We start from the raw sequence: 19,075 nt of genomic DNA, 5'->3' as shown, positions 1-19,075 counted from the left end.
TTAAAGGCTTTAGAGTATAATTCAAAAACCTTGTTGAAATGACAAAAAAATTCAGAGGGCCGACCGTACCTGTAATTTAAATGGAGACAGAAGAAGTGACAGAATTTCTTGTTCAATACCCGTGGCTGGAGTCGATTTGTTGGCTCATCATTCTTACTTTTACGATATTTTTTACCAATTTATTGGCACGAAGCGTGCTTGCTCACGCAACGAAACAACTTTCTTCTTATCTCCCTCAAAAAACCGCCACCAACGTTGAGCAGATCATTCGCTATATGGCGAACATCGTCGCAGCCCTTATCCTCTCAATTGGAGCTCATTTCATTCCGGCATTGCCTGAAACACTCAGCGCTGTCATCAATAATGTTTCTAATGCCTTCATTATTTTCATCGTCGCCCTAGTGATTTCTTCTACGCTCAACGTTATTAACATAATTTATGAACAACGGCCAACAGCAAAACTGAAACCTATTAAAGGTTATATCCAAATCGCCAAAGTTGCTCTCTTTGGCGTCTCAGCAATTTTGATGGTATCGACACTACTTGACCGATCACCCCTCATCCTCTTCTCCGGTCTTGGTGCAATGGCAGCTGTTCTCATGCTGATTTTTCAAGATACGCTGCTCTCCCTTGTTGCGGGCATCCAAATTTCATCCACTGACATGGTCCGCGTTGGCGATTGGATTGAAATTCCTGACCTAAATGCAGACGGTGACGTCACCGAGATTGCACTTCATACTGTCAAAGTTCAAAATTTTGATAACACAATCACCACTGTCCCCATTCGTAAACTCGTGACAAATTCTTTCAAAAATTGGCGTGGAATGCAAGAATCAGGCGGAAGGCGTATTAAGCGATCCTTATTTATCGATCAGCTGAGTATTCGTTTTCACACAGAAGAAGAACAAGAGTACCTATCCCGATTTAATTTATTGGAGCATTACTTGGCACAAAAGATTCCACAAATTAGTGAATGGAACGCTCAGTTGGACAAAAACCGCGACGTACCCGCCAACACGCGCCGCTTAACAAATATCGGAACCTTTCGTGCTTATATCTTGGCTTATATAGAAAAACACTTATATATAAAAAAAGACGCAACCATAATTGTGCGGCAGCTGCCCCCTACCCCAGACGGTTTGCCTTTAGAGGTTTATTGCTTTGCTAACACAACCATTTGGTCAGATTATGAGCAAATTCAGTCTGATATTTTTGATCACCTTTATTCCATTCTTCCCAGTTTTGGTCTAAGAGTCTTTCAAAATCCAAGCGGGCACGATCTCGCAAATGCACTCGGAAATGAGGTGAGGCGGTAATTTTTACTCTGTCCATTTTTAGATCAATCCACACCCTTAATGACGGAAAGAAAAAAGTATCATGAGTGGTTCGTTGATACTCCTTCATCTCTCCGGTGCTGTTTCTTTGCTTCTTTGGGCTATACGTATGGTGCGAACAGGGGTTGAGCGTGCTTACGGGGATAGATTGAAACTCAAAATGCGTTACATCATGTCTAACTCATTTTTTGCTGTGAGTTTTGGACTTTTTGCGGCGATGGTTTTACAAAGCTCTACAGCAGTAACGCTCCTTGTTGGTTCTTTTGTTAATTCTGGTTTTGTTTCTAGCCTAGCGGGGCTTATGGTCGTGCGTGGAGGAGAATTAGGATCAGCATTAGTTGTCAAAATTCTCTCGTACGATCTCACTATCGTTGTGCCATTATGCCTTTTAATCGGTACTTCTATTTTTATGGCAACTGAAAAACGCGATTGGCGCCAAGTGGGACGGATCATTATTGGTATTGGTCTTCTGATTTTATCTTTACAAATGATAGGAGCAGCCACAGAGCCTCTACGTGATAGTGCGAGTTTACCTAACATTATTAGTTATCTTTCAACAGATCCTGTTTTCTCCTTTTTACTGGCAGCAGTGCTGACCTACCTCTTGCACTCATCTATCGCTGGAATCATTTTACTGGCCAATTTCGCCAACTACGACCTCCTACACACCCAATTATGTGTCATAATGGTTCTTGGTGTTAATTTTGGATCTTCTTTCATAGCACCACTTTTGACGCATAACGCTCCTCCTAACGCACGTATCGTTCCGCTGGGAAATTTGCTTATGCGTGGTGTGGGTTCGATTCTCATCCTCATTTTACTCCTCGCCTTTCAACCTCCAATCACATGGCTTGGTAGTGACACTCCCTCTCAAGTTGTTAACGCTCACATCATTTTTAATATTCTTATCCTCTTTGCCGGAATACCACTATCAAAGTGGGTTTTAAAACTGACAAATAAAATCATCCATGTAAGTGCGAAAAAAACACAAACTAACAAAAGCATTAATTTATCTGATCAAACAGCTCTTGACGATAGCGTCATTAAGCGACCAACTTTAGCTCTTTCTAACGTCATGCGCGAAGTTGTCCATATTTGTGACCTTGTAGATATCATGCTGGAAAAAATCATGGGGCTTTATGAAACGCCCGATCCTGATATCGCTCATGAACTCAATCAACTAAGTATTATTTTAAACAAAAAGCACACTGCGATCAAACTCTATCTTGTGCGATTGGCTGGGCAGAAGCTATCCAATGAAGAAGCCTTCCAAACGCAGGAACTTTTGGAGGCTTGTATAAAATTGGATCAGGCGGGAAGCATCATTATTCACAATATGCTTACGCTAGTTAAAAAGAAACAAAAAAAGAGACTAAAATTCAGCAAGGATGGATGGAATGATTTGCTTTATTTTCACGCCATTGTCTTAGCTAATGCGCATATTGCATTTAATGTTCTGGTCTCGCGTGATGCACATACAGCGCGTTTACTCGTGCAAAAAAAAGATCAACTCCGCAATTTAGAAAAAGAAATGAACCTAAAGCATTTTAAACGCCTCCGTGAAGGTGGCTTTCAAAATGCGGAGTCATCTAGTCTTTATCTAGACACTATGCGTGATCTGAAGCAGATAAATTCCCTTTTGACTTCAATGGTCTACCCGATCTTAGAAGCACAGGGACTGCTCAAAAGCTCCCGTTTGCGTAGCCCTTCTAAAGAGCCGGGAGAAAAATCGTGACATGTCGACTGACCTTGATGAAAAAGCCAAGACTTTTCATACAAGACGGAAAGCAGAGAAAAAGGAAACGCCTTTCCAAATTACAGCTGTTATTATCAGAACTCTCAAAAATTGGCGCACAAAACCCCATCAAGAAACTGAGTAAAAAACGTTTCTGAACTTTATCTTGAAAGTCATCGAAATTGAACCGGAAAATTTTGTGGTCTTCTAAGCTTTAACTTTGTCAATTTTTCTAACCTTTTTTTCAATTTCATTGAAACCTATATCCTCGCAGAAATAAGATGGAGGTCTGATCGAAAAACACTTGCCGATTTTTCATAGACGTTTGTCAGTGATAATTTAAATTTTTAAAATATCTTTCTCATAGCGCTAGACATTGCAATAATCGTTGGAGAAAGTATCATCTGTTAAACTTACAATTTCTTTGAATAGCTCTAAGGGAATAAATAATTAGAAATATTCATCAATTTGTCGCTCATCGCCTACCACCCCATGTCAAGAGACTAAATCCCCCATAAGCGCCCCTGTACTGATGTTCAGACAACTCAGACCTTCCTTTGTATAATAATGGAATTAAGTGCCACCACTTTTCAATGCCGAGATCACCACGAAAGGCCGTATAGATAATGAAAAGCTCTGGCAAAAAACGCAATTGCTAACCACAAAGTGCACCCCCCCTCTCATAAAGCCATCAACATAAACAACGGACATTATGCAAGAAAGGCTACTGAGCACCAAAATTTCCATTGCATAGTGTTTAATCAACACATATCATAAATGGCACCGTTATCAGCTTATATCTCTTTTGAAACCACGAACGAAAACAGTGTTTTTCGAACGATAGCAGAGAGTAAAAGATAATATAAATATCTCAAAGACAGATACCTATTTTTACATATCTTTTTTCCAGAACCTACAACCTCCGCATTTTTTGCATTACACGAAGGGTATTTACTTATTTATCACTTACCACGATGTATAGAATACAGCCTGAGGTATAGTGCCAGAGGAGATCTGATCCCGGAGGATTTTTTTCTTTTTTGAATTGTCCATCCGGCGAAGGTTTGCTGGCACTAGCTAGAGTCCGTAATTGGCTAATAGAACAGAATCCATGACGAATCGATTTTGGGGCCGTTGTGTTTGTTTTCTTATTGAACTGCAACGTGAATTTTTCGCTACACACGGCAAACTAAAGAAAAGAGGCCAACCGCCCTTCTGGATACACGACGTTACTAGCTACGAGAGGTCATCGTGACGGGAGGCAATCGGTTGGATTTTTGGACACTTTATGATCCCACAGGAGACCCTGTTCAACCGCAATTATGCACTTAAACTTGAGGGATACCCCACTGGACACCCACTATTTATTAAATATTATCCAATAACGTAAGATCGGATCGCGACTACATCCGTACTGGCCAATGAAGATTCTTTTTGGGTATGCTGATCGCGTTTACGGATGAAAAAAGTCAATTCTGCTAACTGAGCCACTTCCAGCGGATTTACCACTATACGAGACATACCCTAAATGAATTCAACACACCATTTATCAATACGCAAATGAGGGGGGCACTCAGTGTCCCAACGGCCCATCAGGAAATATGGTCACTAACTTTGCTCACACCAAAACCCTCTAGTGAAAGAATTTCCACGGATAGGTTAAACTCATTAATGGGGGGAATAAGGTTGCAGCTTCGCAGACTATAACGAAGATAGCCTCAGGCATATTCCGCAATCCAGCAAAATTTACCGTTATTCCTTACAATAACCGTTTCCAATCTTAAAAAGGCTCACTTTTTTGTGCAATATCCTTTCACTGATGCACCACGACCTTTCCCCTATAATATAACCGCTTAAACCTCAGTGAACGCAGAGGCTTTGTGGGGAGTTTTCTGGCTTCAAGCGCACAAAGCTGAAAAGAAAAACATTCACAGATAACCATCATTGCCCCCGATCCCTTCTTTTAAAATTCTACACTTCCGGATTATTCATGAGCAACAACAAAGATACTTGCTACTTCGTATCATATCCGACCATTTAGAAAAATGAAAAAGAGAGGAAAAAGACCATACCATAGCGATGACACAATCCCAATCGCTCTGCGAATAAAACGAAAAAATGCCATAGACGTTGGCCTCAACACTAATTATAGTGCTGAAATATACCCTTACTTCCACATTTTTGGAGCAATTTTAAGCGCCATATTCACTTGATCACACAGAATGAGTCCACCTTATCCCGTGTCAGAATAAAAATAGTTTATAATCAGCTGGCCGATATATGTTTTGATATTTGTAATAAAATAACTAATAGTACCTTCCGAAATTATAAGATAGGACTTTACCTCCTTGCGAAATCTACCTATACTTCATTCCTTGAAGAAAATATTATGATGAATTATATTCAGTGCCTGTTGTGGTTGTATTTTCTGTATAACAGTGGTCACTATACCTTTCAGACAATAGAGTGTGGGCGCGCGCTATGACACAAGCTATCTTATCCCCTGGTCCTTGGGATTTAAAAAAAACCACAGCTCTCTTGGTGCTGGCTGATGGGACAGTTATTGAGGGTAAAGGAGCCGGAGCAGTAGGCGTCGCTGAAGGAGAGGTATGTTTTAACACTGCTATGACCGGTTACGAAGAAATTCTTACAGATCCGTCGTACAAGAAGCAAATTATCAATTTTACTTTTCCTCATATCGGAAACACGGGCACGAACAGCGAGGATATTGAAGATCTTACACCTCTTAATTGCCATGGAGCGGTCGGAGCGATCTTCAGGGCAGATATTGCCAACCCATCCAACTACCGAGCGAATAAAAATCTTAACAAATGGCTTGAGACACGTAAAATCATCGCGATTTGTGGCGTTGATACGAGGGCGTTGACAACCCTTATTCGCGAAAAAGGTGCACAAAATGGCATCGTTGCTCATGATCCAGATGGAAAGTTTGATATCAGCGCTCTGAAGGAGCGTGCAAAGAAATGGGCGGGTTTAGTCAATCTTGACCTCGCAAAAAAGGCGGCATCAAAGCAGTTGGTAGAGTGGAATGAAAAGCCATGGATATGGAATAAGGGGTATAGTATAAATGATGCGCATAATTTCCATATCGTCGCGGTTGATTATGGCATTAAGCGAAATATCCTTCGCCTCATGGCTGCTCGAAGAGCACGCGTGACTGTCGTGCCGGCAGATACAGACGTGAAGGAAATCCTCGCAATGAAGCCTGACGGTGTTTTTCTTTCTAATGGACCGGGAGATCCAGCTGCCACAGCTGATTATGCTGTTCCAACCATCAAGGCGCTCATCGAAAATAATATACCAATTTTTGGTATATGTCTTGGACACCAACTCCTTGCCCTTGCTGTCGGAGCAAAAACTGTTAAAATGCACCAAGGGCACCACGGAGCCAATCATCCTGTTAAGGATCTTACCACTGGAAAAGTTGAAATTGTGTCGATGAATCACGGTTTTGCTGTGGATTCAGCGTCCTTGCCGCAATATGTTGAAGAAACACATGTCTCCCTCTTTGATGGCTCAAATTGTGGTATTAAATTTACCGAAAAGCCCGTTTTTTCTGTTCAATATCACCCGGAGTCTTCTCCCGGACCACAAGATAGTCACCATCTGTTCCAACGTTTTTGCAACCTCATCATAGATCATAAAAAAATAGCTTGATCTAAGAGGTTTTTGTTCATTTTTCCTCAAAAATTTTTCTCTCCTTGCATAGCAATATACTCCGCGTTAGACTATTCTTTTTCGGAGACAGGATTATTCGTCTCAATTTGGAATGTAAGTCTCAGTCCATCCTTGTAATTGCATTGGTAGTATTTTTACCATTTAGAATTATGAAAAGTTATCGTGCCCACAGGCCTAAAATTACAGTTTCAATAATGAAAGTTGCGGGATCCTTTCTCTATTCCTAAGTTATTAAAAAATAAAAAATATAAACAGTGAAGGTATATTAAACCCGGCACAATGATGGAGACTACCGCGCCCTATAATTCTCTTTGTACATCTTCTGGCGTTTGAGATGAGATAATTATACGTACGAACTTATACGAAAAATAATTAAGAAGCAGCACAGCAACCAATGAAAGCAGAAAGATCATATCACTGCAGTACAACCCCGCTGATTCCAACCGCTTTAAACAAAAAACGAGTGAGCAGTATAATGATAACTGAAATGGCGTGTTTGCTTTAAAATATTTTGGGAAAATCTGAAAAATGATAAATTTAACGATATCCTCCTTTAGCAATAACTTCCTATGCACTCAGACATAAAAATTGCCCAAGCTTAGTGTTTATGATAACCTAAAAACTGCCTGATACAATCTGGGTTAGAAGAAAATGGAAAATTATCCCAATTAATGCAAAATGACTCTTGTTATGCCTGGTAAAAACTTTTCAAAATATATCCCAAACAAAAAAATGAATTAGGTAAAAATACCATCAAAAAAATAAAGTTGACGAGATAAACTGCCAAAGAGCGGACCAAATAGGCCTCCTAAATCTGAGCTACTATCGTCATCAAACAACATAAATGCATGCGCAAGTGATGTTATTAAATACGCCGACAAAGTGGATTGTATAAGTTATAAGGCTACATCTACTTACCCCTCCATTAGGGGATTCCCGTGAATGAAACAGCATAGCCCCAGATTGCATAAAATTATCAATAGCAAAACAAGTATAATAAAAATCACAGTTGTATAAAATATTCCGAATATTATATCAAATAAAACAAACAATAATAAATGATTTTTTATTTTTCTCTTATAATTTATATTTTATAATATTATTTGCAGCTTATTAAATTATATATTACAATAATACAATAATTTAACTAAAAATATTATTATAATTAATAAATACAACAATATATAAATAAATTATTATTAATATTTATTCTACATTTGTTTTTACTTTAAAAAGTTATTTAATTCGTTTAACTTAATAAAAAATTTTACTTGCTATGTACAATTCTACTTATCAATCTTTTTCTGATTAATTTTAATAATAAATAATAAAAATATTTGTAGTAACGAAATATTTCTACTTTAAATGATCCAACTCGATATTAAAAACAGTAGATCACTTTCAAAAAACTATTTACAATTGAATAAATATAGGTAAAATTATTAAATAATACGTTTCCATACCAGCATATTAAGGAAATGTTACTGCCGTTTTTGATGCAGTCGGTGGATTTATAAGGTAGCATCCTTCCCAAAAAGAACGATTCAATTTTCATCATAACACCTCTGACATAATATCTTAAAAACCTGAGATATTATAATTTTACCCACCATATAAGTAGACTGCGTCGTTAAGGAGCAGTGAGACAGAGAATGAAACTTCAAACAATAAACAGAGAAAAGGTGACGAACACATAATATTTAATCACACACACATAGTTTGTCCCGCGTTAAAATTTTCATTTGCCATAAATAACTGGCTCGTGTTTTATTGACCATATTGAACTTCTTCTTTATGAAAAATGCATGGAAAAGATATTTTGTGGCTTACTTTCTTTGCCTATTAACCTATAAAACTGCATCTAGCCCAAACTTTTAAACACTCTGCTCAGCACACTAGCGGTGCACGGGTGTTTGTCATAGGAAAAAAACATGCCAAAACGCACAGATATAAAATCTATTCTTATCATTGGAGCAGGTCCCATTGTCATTGGGCAGGCCTGCGAATTTGACTATTCTGGCACACAAGCTTGTAAAGCGTTAAAAGAGGAAGGCTACCGCATTATTCTGGTTAACTCTAATCCTGCTACCATTATGACAGATCCAGATTTAGCTGATGCAACTTATATTGAACCCGTCACACCTGAAATAGTTGCTAAAATTATAGCCCATGAGCGACCCGATGCACTCTTGCCAACTATGGGAGGACAAACAGCACTTAATACTGCTCTGTCACTCAAGCGGATGGGAATTTTGGATCGCTACAATGTTGAAATGATAGGTGCAAATGCTGATGCTATCGATAAAGCTGAAGATCGGGCTTTGTTTCGAAAAGCGATGGCGAAGATTGGTCTGGAGACACCACGCTCTATGCTAGCCAACGCAACTGAACTTAAAGAAGAAGATCGCCAACTTCATGCAAAAAAACGCGACGAACTTAAAGCTAAATTCTCTGCTGCAGTCCTCGAGCAAGAATTGGAGAAGATTGAGGATGATTGGAATCGTACACAAGTTGATCGTAAACAACGTTATATGGCGCACGCCACTGCAAAAGCTGTTCAAGCCCTTGATATTATCGGACTTCCAGCCATTATTCGCCCTTCGTTCACACTTGGTGGTACAGGTGGAGGAATTGCCTATAATCGCTCTGAGTTCTACGAAATTATTGAACGTGGTCTTGAAGCTTCCCCCACAACAGAAGTTTTGATCGAGGAAAGTGTACTGGGGTGGAAAGAATACGAAATGGAGGTTGTCCGCGATAAAAATGACAACTGCATTATCGTTTGTTCCATTGAAAATATTGATCCCATGGGTATCCATACCGGTGACTCTATAACGGTAGCCCCCGCTCTTACTTTGACCGACAAGGAATATCAACGTATGCGTAACGCCTCCATAGCCGTGTTACGCGAAATTGGTGTTGAAACCGGAGGATCTAATGTACAGTTTGCCGTCAATCCAGAGAATGGTCGCTTAGTCGTTATTGAAATGAACCCTCGCGTTTCCAGATCCTCGGCACTTGCTTCGAAAGCAACAGGTTTCCCAATTGCGAAAATCGCAGCGAAACTGGCAGTTGGTTACACACTCGATGAATTAAAGAATGATATTACAGGTGGTGCAACACCTGCATCATTCGAACCTTCTATCGACTATATCGTTACTAAAATTCCCCGTTTTGCTTTTGAAAAATTTCCTGGCTCACCATCTGTTTTAACGACTGCGATGAAATCTGTTGGAGAGGTGATGGCAATCGGTCGTACTTTTCAAGAATCATTGCAAAAAGCACTTCGTGGACTTGAAACAGGACTCACCGGACTTGATGAAATTGTGATTCCTGAGCATGCAGAAGGCGACGAAAAAAATTCTATGCGCTCTGCCATCGCGATACCCAGTCCTGATCGTCTTCGCTATGTGGCCCAGGTAATGCGCATGGGACTGCCTCTAAATGAAATTCACCAAATAAGCAAAATTGACCCATGGTTTTTAGAACAAATAGCTTCCATCGTTAAAGTGGAACAACGAATTCGTGCATACGGTCTACCCCAAGATGCGGATAATCTACGCATGTTAAAAGCTATGGGCTTTTCGGATGCACGATTAGCTGCTCTCACAGAACAAAAAGCTGAAGATATTGCCGCGTTGCGTAAATCACTTAATGTCAAAAATGTGTTCAAACGCATCGACACTTGTGCAGCTGAATTTTCCTCCCCTACAGCATATATGTACTCAACCTATGAAGCACCCTTCGCGGATATAGAGCACTCAGAAGCACAAGTTTCGGAACGCAAAAAAGTTGCCATTTTGGGTGGAGGACCGAACCGCATCGGACAAGGTATTGAATTCGACTATTGTTGCTGTCACGCTGCTTTTGCATTGCGTGACGCGGGCTTTGAAGCCATCATGATCAACTGCAACCCTGAAACAGTCTCAACTGATTATGATACGTCTGACCGCCTCTATTTTGAACCTCTGACAACAGAAGACGTCCTAGCTATTTTAGAAACAGAACGAGAAAAAGGCGAATTAATTGGAGTCATCGTCCAATTTGGAGGTCAAACACCATTAAAATTGGCGAGTGCACTCGAAAAGCATAACATCCCCATTCTAGGGACCCCTCCTGATGCTATTGATCTAGCAGAAGACAGGGACCGCTTTCAAAAATTGTTGTTCAAACTGAACTTAACACAGCCCAAAAATGGTGTTGCTCATTCGGTCGAACAAGCCCATTTTATCGCCAATGAATTGGGGTTTCCGCTGGTTGTACGCCCTTCCTACGTTTTAGGAGGGCGTGCTATGCAAATCATTCGCGATGAACGTAATTTACAAAATTATTTGTTTAAAATTGTCCCAGAGTTAGTGTCTGAGGATACTAAAAACCGTTATCTCAATGACAAAATAAGTCAAATCAATACATTTCTTTGTAAAAATCCGCTTTTGTTTGATACTTATCTGACAGAGGCAATTGAAATTGATGTTGATTGCCTGTGTGATGGAGAAGAGACGCTAGTCGTTGGCATCATGGAACACATTGAAGAAGCAGGAATACATTCAGGTGATTCAGCATGCTCCCTGCCAGTCCACACGATTTCGCGTGAACTGGTTGCAGAATTAGAACGCCAAACTGAAGCGCTAGCAGGAGCACTTCGTATCCGTGGTCTCATGAATGTACAGTATGCCATTAAAGATGACACGATTTACGTTCTAGAAATTAATCCTCGTGCTTCGCGAACTGTTCCATTTGTTGCGAAAACAATTGGTCTGCCTGTTGCTAAAATTGCTGCACGTATCATGGCAGGAGATTCCCTTCGCAGCACCCTTCGAGCTTATGGTGGATTACCATCCCAGAAACAAAGACAACACATAGCTGTTAAAGAAGCTGTTTTTCCTTTTGCTCGTTTTCCAGGTGTTGACACGCTTCTTGGTCCAGAAATGCGTTCAACCGGTGAGGTAATGGGACTCGATTACGAATTTTCCCTTGCCTTCGCTAAAGCACAACTCGGAGCTGGCGTTGAACTTCCGCAAGAGGGAACCCTATTCGTTTCAGTAAGAGACGAGGATAAAAGGCGCATCCTCGCTCCTGTCAGACGTCTAACAGAACTTGGCTTTTTTGTTTTAGCAACAACCGGAACACAAAAGTTCCTCTCTGAGCATAATGTTAAAGCAGAAAAAATCAATAAAGTGTTAGAAGGCCATCCCCATATTGAAGATGCTATTCGAAATCGACAAATTCAGTTAATCTTTAACACAACGAATACCGCCAGTGCTATCTCAGACTCCAAGTCGCTACGCCATGCAGCACTTATGCAAAAAGTTCCTTATTACACGACGGCGGCAGGTGCTGAATCTGTGGTGCAAGCCATAGAGGCACTCAAAAAACGCAGTCTCGAGGTGCGTTCTTTGCAAAGCTATTTTACTTAAAACCTTTTCTCCGCCGGTATTTGCATTATTTCTTCCCTATTTCGCAAAAAAAATGTGAATTAAGGGCTTGCTTTTTATTAAAAAAATTTTTATCTTTCGCATGTCGGATTTTCGGTTATGTAACTTTCTTCCTTGTGCGGCGTGCTGTGTGCAGCGTGTGTCTTCGACGAGATTTTCTCCACCTAATTTCGATTTAAGTTTGTGCTGATGGTTTTTCAGCTTTTTTTTATTGTGCAAGTATGCAGATCATTATTCTAGGGAGTTTCCTATGTCTACAGGAACAATTAAGTGGTTCAATGCAACAAAGGGTTTTGGTTTTATCCAACCAAGTGACGGAGGAGCGGACGTATTTGTGCATATTTCTGCCGTTGAACGTTCTGGTCTAAAAGATATCAAAGAAGGACAAAAAGTTTCTTACGATGTTCTTCAAGATCGCCGTTCAGGAAAATTCGCCGCAGATAACCTTGCAGCACTCTAATGTCTAAACTATAATTCGAGTTAATTTCGTTACTAGAAGCCTCACTAATGAAAGTGAGGTTTTTTGTTTTGCGTAACAAAAAAACTGCTTTATTGAACATAAAATGCCACATTTTAACGTAATAGAATACGGGAAACTCCGTGAGAATTGGCACAAATCTTCTCGATCCTTTCTTTAAATTTTCTTGATCGATGAAAATAACTAACCTATAAAAGTATGGTAGCGTGAGTGTGGATCTATTGTCTTGAATGAAGTCTTTCTAAGGTCTTTTTTTATAATTTTTTGTTGCATAGAATACAATTTTTTATACGATTCTTTTTGAATCAGCGGTTATTTACCTGCATTGTGTGAGGAATTTAAAGTTATGGCCCTTATTGCCGATAGGCTCTCTTATATCAAACCTTCTGCAACAATCGCTGTTTCCCAAAAAGCAAGAAGTTTGAGGGCATTAGGTCACGATGTTATTGCTTTGAGTGCTGGGGAGCCTGATTTTGATACACCAGATAATATAAAAAATGCCGCCATTGAAGCAATTCGGCGTGGAGAGACGAAGTACACGCCTATATCTGGGATCCCAGAATTGCGTCAAGCAATTTCTGAAAAATTTAAAAGAGAAAACGACCTCATTTATGAACCAGAACAAGTTATCGTTGGAACCGGTGGAAAGCAGATTCTTTTTAATGCCTTGATGGCGACTCTGAATAAAGGGGATGAAGTCATCATTCCATCTCCTTATTGGGTAAGCTACCCAGAAATGGTCGCAATCAACGGGGGAGTTCCCGTCTTTGTGGGGACAAAAGCTGAATTTTCTTATAAACTTCAACCGCAAGATTTGGAATCTTCTATTACTGATAAAACTAAGTGGTTTATTTTTAACTCTCCTTCAAATCCCTCGGGTGCTGCTTATACATATGGTGAATTAAAAAAGCTAACGGATGTTTTAGTTAAATATCCTCACGTGCACGTTCTTACCGATGATATATATGAGCATCTAACGTATGAGGATTTTACTTTTGTCACTCCAGCTCAGGTAGAACCAGCGCTTTATGAACGCACGCTGACAATGAATGGGGTCTCTAAGGCATATGCTATGACGGGGTGGCGTATTGGTTATGCAGGCGGTCCACAAAAATTAATTAAGGCCATGGATATCATTCAAGGACAGCAAACGTCTGGTACAAGTTCCATTTCTCAGTGGGCAGCTGTCGAAGCTCTCAGTGGTCCGCAAAATTTCATAAGTCAAAATAAAAGTGTTTTTCAGACGCGCCGAAATCTCGTTGTTTCTATGTTGAACTGTGCTGTTGGTGTTAATTGTCCGACACCAGAAGGTGCTTTTTATGTTTATCCCTCTTGTGCACAACTTATCGGAAAAAAGACCCCTGGAGGTAAAGTCATTGCGAACGATGAAGATTTTGTTTTAGCCCTCTTGGAGGCAGAATCTGTCGCTGTCGTTCATGGATCTGCTTTTGGGCTGGGACCAGCGTTCCGTATATCTTACGCAACATCGGAAAAATTGCTTGAAGAGGCTTGCTTACGTATCCAACGTTTTTGCAGCAGTTTAATCTGAAGTTTAAAGTGTTATCGTTATTACACAGGCGTGCTGCCGGGTGCGTGTGTTTTCGCGGTATTTTTGGAGGATTTAGCAGTTGCAGATGATCTGGATTTTGCAGAGGAGTTTGCATGATTAGGGCCGTATAGCAGCAAGGTTTATGGAGATGGTTCGTAGTTCCTTTTCGTCGTGCTTTTTGTGGTATTAACGAACCGAAGAAGTATGGGAAATATGGTGTGGTTTTTTGTTTTTTCTTGTACTGTTAGGACGTCATTGGCTGTCATGATTTGTGATCAAGTAATAATCCCTTACGAGCTCCTGCAGCTTAAATGTGAGTATAAAGCTTAAAATCTGCTCGTTTCATCTGCAATTTTGAGAATTTATGTCTGTAAATTTCCCCATTATTCCACTGTATTTCCTCTGTTAGAATCTCTTGCGCCTCAATATCTCTTTCCAGGTACTTCGTTTCATCTTAGTATTCGTGGAAATCCTCCTTTTCGGTCTCCAGTGTATATAATCAAGCGTCTTACGAAAACAAAAAAAGCCGGACAAAAAAATGTCCGGCAAATTCCGAAAATCCCCAGAGATAAAATCAATCCGATATTTTCTCATAAGGGAGCACTCAAGAAAATGCAATGGGAGGCAACATAATCAAGAGATGATGTTTTATGTCACTTTACGTAGAAAAGTACAACAAACACTTGCGCGTATCTGCTATGCAGTGAAAACATAGCTTAAACATACCGCGCCCATTAAAACGTCCACGTGCGAGCTTTCAGAAAAATATAATCTCTAAAAGCGTTCAGTTTTGCCAAATTTTTTAAAGCATCGGGATAGCAAAAGAAGGTATCAAAAGAAGGGACATCAATCATATCGGGAAAAAGGCGCACAAAGCGCTCATCATTATTCACGATATAATCAGGAAGCACGGCAATACCAATATTTCGTATGAGAGCGTTCTTAATTGAAATTATATTATTAATTTGCAGTACCGGAGTACGTGGGGACCCGTCACTTCTCCCGACCTTTTCTAACCAATTTAAACCAGATAAATAGGCTGGCACAGGCTCACCAAACGAAATGATACGATGCGCATCCAACTCGGATAATTTTTCTGGTTTACCATAGCTTGCAATATAGTTTGTTGAAGCATAAACATGCATATGAACTGTAAATAATTTTCTTTGTATGAGATCAGGCTGTTGAGGCTGACGCAAGCGGATTGCACAATCTGCGTGACGTGTTGCTAGATCAAGTTCTTCATCGCTAAACAAAAATTGGATACGCATATCGGGGTAGAGATTAAGGAATTCAGGTATAAGCTCCACGAGCCACCCCTCCCCCATCCCGAAGGTCGATGTAATACGCAAGCGGCCTGCTGGCCGTTCACAGCTATCACTTAATTGCAAACGCGCGCTCTCAAGCTTCACCAAAACATCACAGGCTGTACGGTAAAGAATTTCTCCCTGCTCTGTCAAAGTTAAACCACGCGCATGACGCTGAAACAGAGATACGCCAACATCCAGCTCTAAAGATGAGACCTGACGTGAAATTGCTGACTGAGATAAATGAAGCCTCTGTGCCGCATGCGTAAAAGAACCCATTTCCGCTGCGGCGTGAAAGATCCGTAACTTATCCCAATCCAACGGTGGCATAACAATTTTTTCCTTAATATTTTTACTTACTATGAACGTTGGCTTTCGAATATTTATCCCTGAAAATCCAAAAACCGCTCTGCCTCCAACGCCGCCATACATCCCCTCCCCGCTGCTGTCACAGCTTGGCGAAATGTATCATCAGCAACATCCCCCGCAGCAAAAACACCCGCCACGCTCGTTGCCGTTGAATCTGGCGCTGTCCACAAATACCCACCTGCCTTCTGTTTCACTTGTCCTTCAAATAGAGAAACAGCAGGATCATGCCCGATGGCAATAAATACCCCCTCTGCATCCACCTTAATTTCCTGACCTGTCTCAACATTCTTAAGGTGCACACCCGTTACAACGGCTCCCATTGGAGTTTGTGCTGGTGAGCCAATAATTTCTTCCACTGTATGATTCCAGATAACACGTACATTGTCACAAGCAAGTAACCTATCTTGCAAAATTTTTTCCGCTCGAAAATGATCCCGCCGATGAACTACGCTGACAGTTTTGGCTAAATTCGATAAATAGAGGGCTTCTTCAACAGCTGTATTTCCGCCTCCCACAACAAGAACATCTTTATCACGATAAAAAAAACCGTCACACGTGGCGCAAGCAGAAACACCACTACCTATAAATGTCTGTTCACTTTTTAGGCCGAGCCAACGCGCTTTCGCTCCAGTCGCAATAATCAACGTGTCACAGGAATACTGTGCTCCTGAATCACCGTACAAAACAAAAGGACGCTTTGATAAATCAACTTTTACGATAACATCGTTGGTCACTTTTGCACCCATACGTTCGGCCTGTTTTGCCATTTGTTCCATCAGCCACGGTCCTTGGATTGGATCAACGAAACCTGGGTAATTTTCAACATCAGTTGTAATCATCAGCTGTCCTCCCTGTTGTAATCCAGTGACTAAAACAGGCTCAAGCATTGCCCTAGCTGCGTAGATCGCGGCCGTATATCCAGCAGGTCCCGATCCAAGAACAAGCAGGCGAGTATGCGATTGCACCATAGAATCCCTTTCATTTTTTATCCCTTAGTCATTCTATAAGTTATAATAAAATGCTGCCTTAAAAAAAACATTTTTCAACAGCTTAAAATTACGCTTAAGTCGCGGCGTATACGCGCTTTTTTCGCTTTTTGCTAAGAGGTTGGTTGTTGACTTATCAGAGCGCGCCTGACTAATGTAGGGATTGGGTATCATCTTGTATAGAGGGGTCCGTATTTTGGTGTATATATGGCTGCGATGAAAAGAAGGTAGGAAGATATCATTTTTCAGTTTATCGTCAATGTTTGCGCGCGTTTTGCGTTGATTATGGGGGTGGCCATGCTCCTTCCGGCGTGTGTCGATTTGCATGACGGCAGTCGTGACTGGGAGCCTTTCTTTTGTTCTTGCATCATGGTCACTATGTTAGCAACTCTCGTGCTTTTAGCAACGAGAGGGGCCGCTTGCCGTTTTTCAGCGCGGCTTGGTTTCATGCTTACTGTTTGTCTCTGGCTAACAGGGAGTGCCATGGGCGCTTTGCCTTTGTACCTTTCTTCTCTTCCCATTTCCTTGGCAGGATCAGTTTTCGAATCTGTCTCCGGAATCACAACCACAGGTTCCACAGTTGTTACCGGTCTCGATGATTTATCACGAAGTATTTTATTATGGCGTTCCATTATGTGTTGGATTGGAGGCATTGGCTTCGTTGGTTTAGCTTTGTTGCTTTTGCCTTCACTGCGCGTCGGAGGAGTTCAACTTTTTCATATGGAATCATCGGATAAATCTGAAAAAATCCTACCTCGTATCAACCAAATTGCCAATGGAATCATCATAGCTTATGTTGGATTAACGTTTGCTTGCACGCTTTCTTATTTTGCTTCTGGCATGACTTTATTCGACGCCATTAATCATGCGATGAGCACGATCGCTACAGCCGGTTTTTCAACCCATGATGCATCTTTCGGACATTTTGTTAATAAACCAGCAATCTTGATTGTTGCAACAACCTTCATGTTGCTCTCTGCCTTACCCTTTGTGCTTTATGTTAAATTAGTACTTCCTGGGCGTTCCAAACGCTTCATTGATCCACAAGTCATTGTTTTTTTAAATATTGTTTTCATTTTTAGCTTCGCACTGGCAGCATGGATGCGATTTCATGATCATCGCACTTTCCACAGAATTTTCCTCGATGTTATTTTCCACCTCGCGTCTATTATCAGCACGACTGGCTATAATGCTGAAGATTACCAACTTTGGGGACCTTTTGCGCTCGGAATTTTCTTCATTGTTTCTTTTACAGGCGGATGCGCTGGCTCTACTTCTGGCGGGATGAAAATCAATCGCCTCATCATCCTTTGGCGTATCACTCAAACAAATATGACAAAACTCCTTTCGCCTAATGTCATCGTGAAGACACACTACGATCACGCAAATATATCAAACGACGCTGCTAAGAGTGTGTTATTTTTCGTGTGTCTCTATGTGTTCTGCCTTATCATCGGTACAGCGCTCTTACTTACAACTGGCCTCGATTTCACTTCTGCCTTTACAGGTGTCTTAACTGCCCTTTCAAATATTGGTCCGGGTTTTGGGGACATTATTGGCCCGGCTGGTAATTTTTCCACAGTTAATGATAACGCCTTGTGGATTCTGAGCTTTTTGATGCTAGCGGGACGCCTTGAAATTATAACCATATTCGTACTCTTTATTCCCACCTTTTGGCGCGAATAATTTTGATATGTACCATTTTAGTAACGAGGCATTGTGCCAATGGCTTCGGAAGCTCCTAATTAAACAAAATGACTTAAGAAGTATGAAGCTCGCGTACACACACTCCCCGACTAATACCTCGATCACGAACACATCGGTGTGTAAAGATTTAAAGCAAACATGTTCTATCAGAAAATTACCCTCTCAGCCGTCATTACACAGGTCATAAATCTTATAGTGCCTAGCTTGATTGAATTTAAAAGGCGGATCTGTACAGCACTTTAATGTATTTACAGATGTCCCGGTTCCACAATGCTGAATGGCTTGTGGTACAGAAAACTTTTTAACTGTAGTGGACTTAATATCGAATTTCAGCATGATTGCAACAAATACACCCCCGCTCGCAACACCGGACAAAATACGAATAACCCACTCACGAAAAATCGTTGAAAAATCAGCCCTGGATTTTCTGATAAAATAGAGGAAAACGACAAACCTATCCGTGCCGCAAACGGCAC

General features: G+C 40.7%; 10 protein-coding genes. 7 read left to right on the top strand and 3 right to left on the bottom strand.

What is annotated here, in order from left to right; translation table 11 throughout:
* Positions 1–95: 95 nt before the first annotated feature.
* Positions 96–1,316, top strand: coding sequence for a mechanosensitive ion channel family protein (locus WCP75_RS01615; RefSeq protein WP_336276515.1), 1,221 nt, complete (start codon positions 96–98; stop codon positions 1,314–1,316).
* 61 nt (positions 1,317–1,377) lie between these two features.
* Positions 1,378–3,069, top strand: coding sequence for a Na/Pi cotransporter family protein (locus WCP75_RS01610; RefSeq protein ID WP_336276514.1), 1,692 nt, complete (start codon positions 1,378–1,380; stop codon positions 3,067–3,069).
* Positions 3,070–4,443: 1,374 nt separating this feature from the next.
* Here the strand turns inward: WCP75_RS01610 and WCP75_RS01605 are convergent.
* On the bottom strand, positions 4,444–4,590 hold the full coding sequence (locus WCP75_RS01605; protein ID WP_336276513.1) for a hypothetical protein: 147 nt from the start codon (positions 4,588–4,590) through the stop codon (positions 4,444–4,446).
* A gap of 960 nt (positions 4,591–5,550) precedes the next feature.
* On the opposite strand from WCP75_RS01605, the gene carA reads away from it, so the two are divergent.
* From carA to WCP75_RS01585, 4 genes are all read left to right on the top strand, one after another.
* On the top strand, positions 5,551–6,747 hold the full coding sequence (carA, locus tag WCP75_RS01600; protein WP_336276512.1) for a glutamine-hydrolyzing carbamoyl-phosphate synthase small subunit: 1,197 nt from the start codon (positions 5,551–5,553) through the stop codon (positions 6,745–6,747).
* Between the two features lie 1,952 nt (positions 6,748–8,699).
* Complete coding sequence (gene carB, locus WCP75_RS01595) at positions 8,700–12,185, top strand: carbamoyl-phosphate synthase large subunit (protein ID WP_336276511.1); 3,486 nt, start codon at positions 8,700–8,702, stop codon at positions 12,183–12,185.
* Between the two features lie 268 nt (positions 12,186–12,453).
* Complete coding sequence (locus WCP75_RS01590) at positions 12,454–12,663, top strand: cold-shock protein (protein WP_336276510.1); 210 nt, start codon at positions 12,454–12,456, stop codon at positions 12,661–12,663.
* A gap of 364 nt (positions 12,664–13,027) precedes the next feature.
* Positions 13,028–14,230 (top strand): pyridoxal phosphate-dependent aminotransferase, encoded by a 1,203-nt coding sequence (locus WCP75_RS01585; protein ID WP_336276509.1) that lies wholly within the window; start codon positions 13,028–13,030, stop codon positions 14,228–14,230.
* Positions 14,231–14,964: 734 nt separating this feature from the next.
* On the opposite strand, the gene WCP75_RS01580 is transcribed toward WCP75_RS01585, so the two are convergent.
* Together WCP75_RS01580 and trxB are read right to left on the bottom strand one after the other, a co-directional pair.
* On the bottom strand, positions 14,965–15,867 hold the full coding sequence (locus WCP75_RS01580; RefSeq protein WP_336276587.1) for a LysR family transcriptional regulator: 903 nt from the start codon (positions 15,865–15,867) through the stop codon (positions 14,965–14,967).
* 53 nt (positions 15,868–15,920) lie between these two features.
* Positions 15,921–16,874, bottom strand: a complete 954-nt coding sequence (gene trxB, locus WCP75_RS01575; protein ID WP_336276508.1) for a thioredoxin-disulfide reductase — start codon at positions 16,872–16,874, stop codon at positions 15,921–15,923.
* 315 nt (positions 16,875–17,189) lie between these two features.
* On the opposite strand from trxB, the gene WCP75_RS01570 reads away from it, so the two are divergent.
* Positions 17,190–18,578 (top strand): TrkH family potassium uptake protein, encoded by a 1,389-nt coding sequence (locus tag WCP75_RS01570; protein ID WP_336276586.1) that lies wholly within the window; start codon positions 17,190–17,192, stop codon positions 18,576–18,578.
* The last annotated feature ends 497 nt before the right edge of the window (positions 18,579–19,075 follow it).

The organism is Bartonella numerosa (genome assembly GCF_037070845.1).
In the GTDB taxonomy this organism is placed as follows: domain Bacteria; phylum Pseudomonadota; class Alphaproteobacteria; order Rhizobiales; family Rhizobiaceae; genus Bartonella.
This window is presented reverse-complemented; position numbering and strand designations above follow the sequence as displayed.

Bases quoted from the DNA above. Each gene is read 5' to 3' on its own strand.
- WCP75_RS01610 (WP_336276514.1), top strand. From the start codon at position 1,378: ATGAGTGGTTCGTTGATACTCCTTCATCTCTCCGGTGCTGTTTCTTTG.
- WCP75_RS01605 (WP_336276513.1), bottom strand. From the start codon at position 4,590: ATGTCTCGTATAGTGGTAAATCCGCTGGAAGTGGCTCAGTTAGCAGAA.
- carA (WP_336276512.1), top strand. From the start codon at position 5,551: ATGACACAAGCTATCTTATCCCCTGGTCCTTGGGATTTAAAAAAAACC.
- carB (WP_336276511.1), top strand. From the start codon at position 8,700: ATGCCAAAACGCACAGATATAAAATCTATTCTTATCATTGGAGCAGGT.
- WCP75_RS01590 (WP_336276510.1), top strand. From the start codon at position 12,454: ATGTCTACAGGAACAATTAAGTGGTTCAATGCAACAAAGGGTTTTGGT.
- WCP75_RS01585 (WP_336276509.1), top strand. From the start codon at position 13,028: ATGGCCCTTATTGCCGATAGGCTCTCTTATATCAAACCTTCTGCAACA.
- WCP75_RS01580 (WP_336276587.1), bottom strand. From the start codon at position 15,867: ATGCCACCGTTGGATTGGGATAAGTTACGGATCTTTCACGCCGCAGCG.
- trxB (WP_336276508.1), bottom strand. From the start codon at position 16,874: ATGGTGCAATCGCATACTCGCCTGCTTGTTCTTGGATCGGGACCTGCT.
- WCP75_RS01570 (WP_336276586.1), top strand. From the start codon at position 17,190: ATGCTCCTTCCGGCGTGTGTCGATTTGCATGACGGCAGTCGTGACTGG.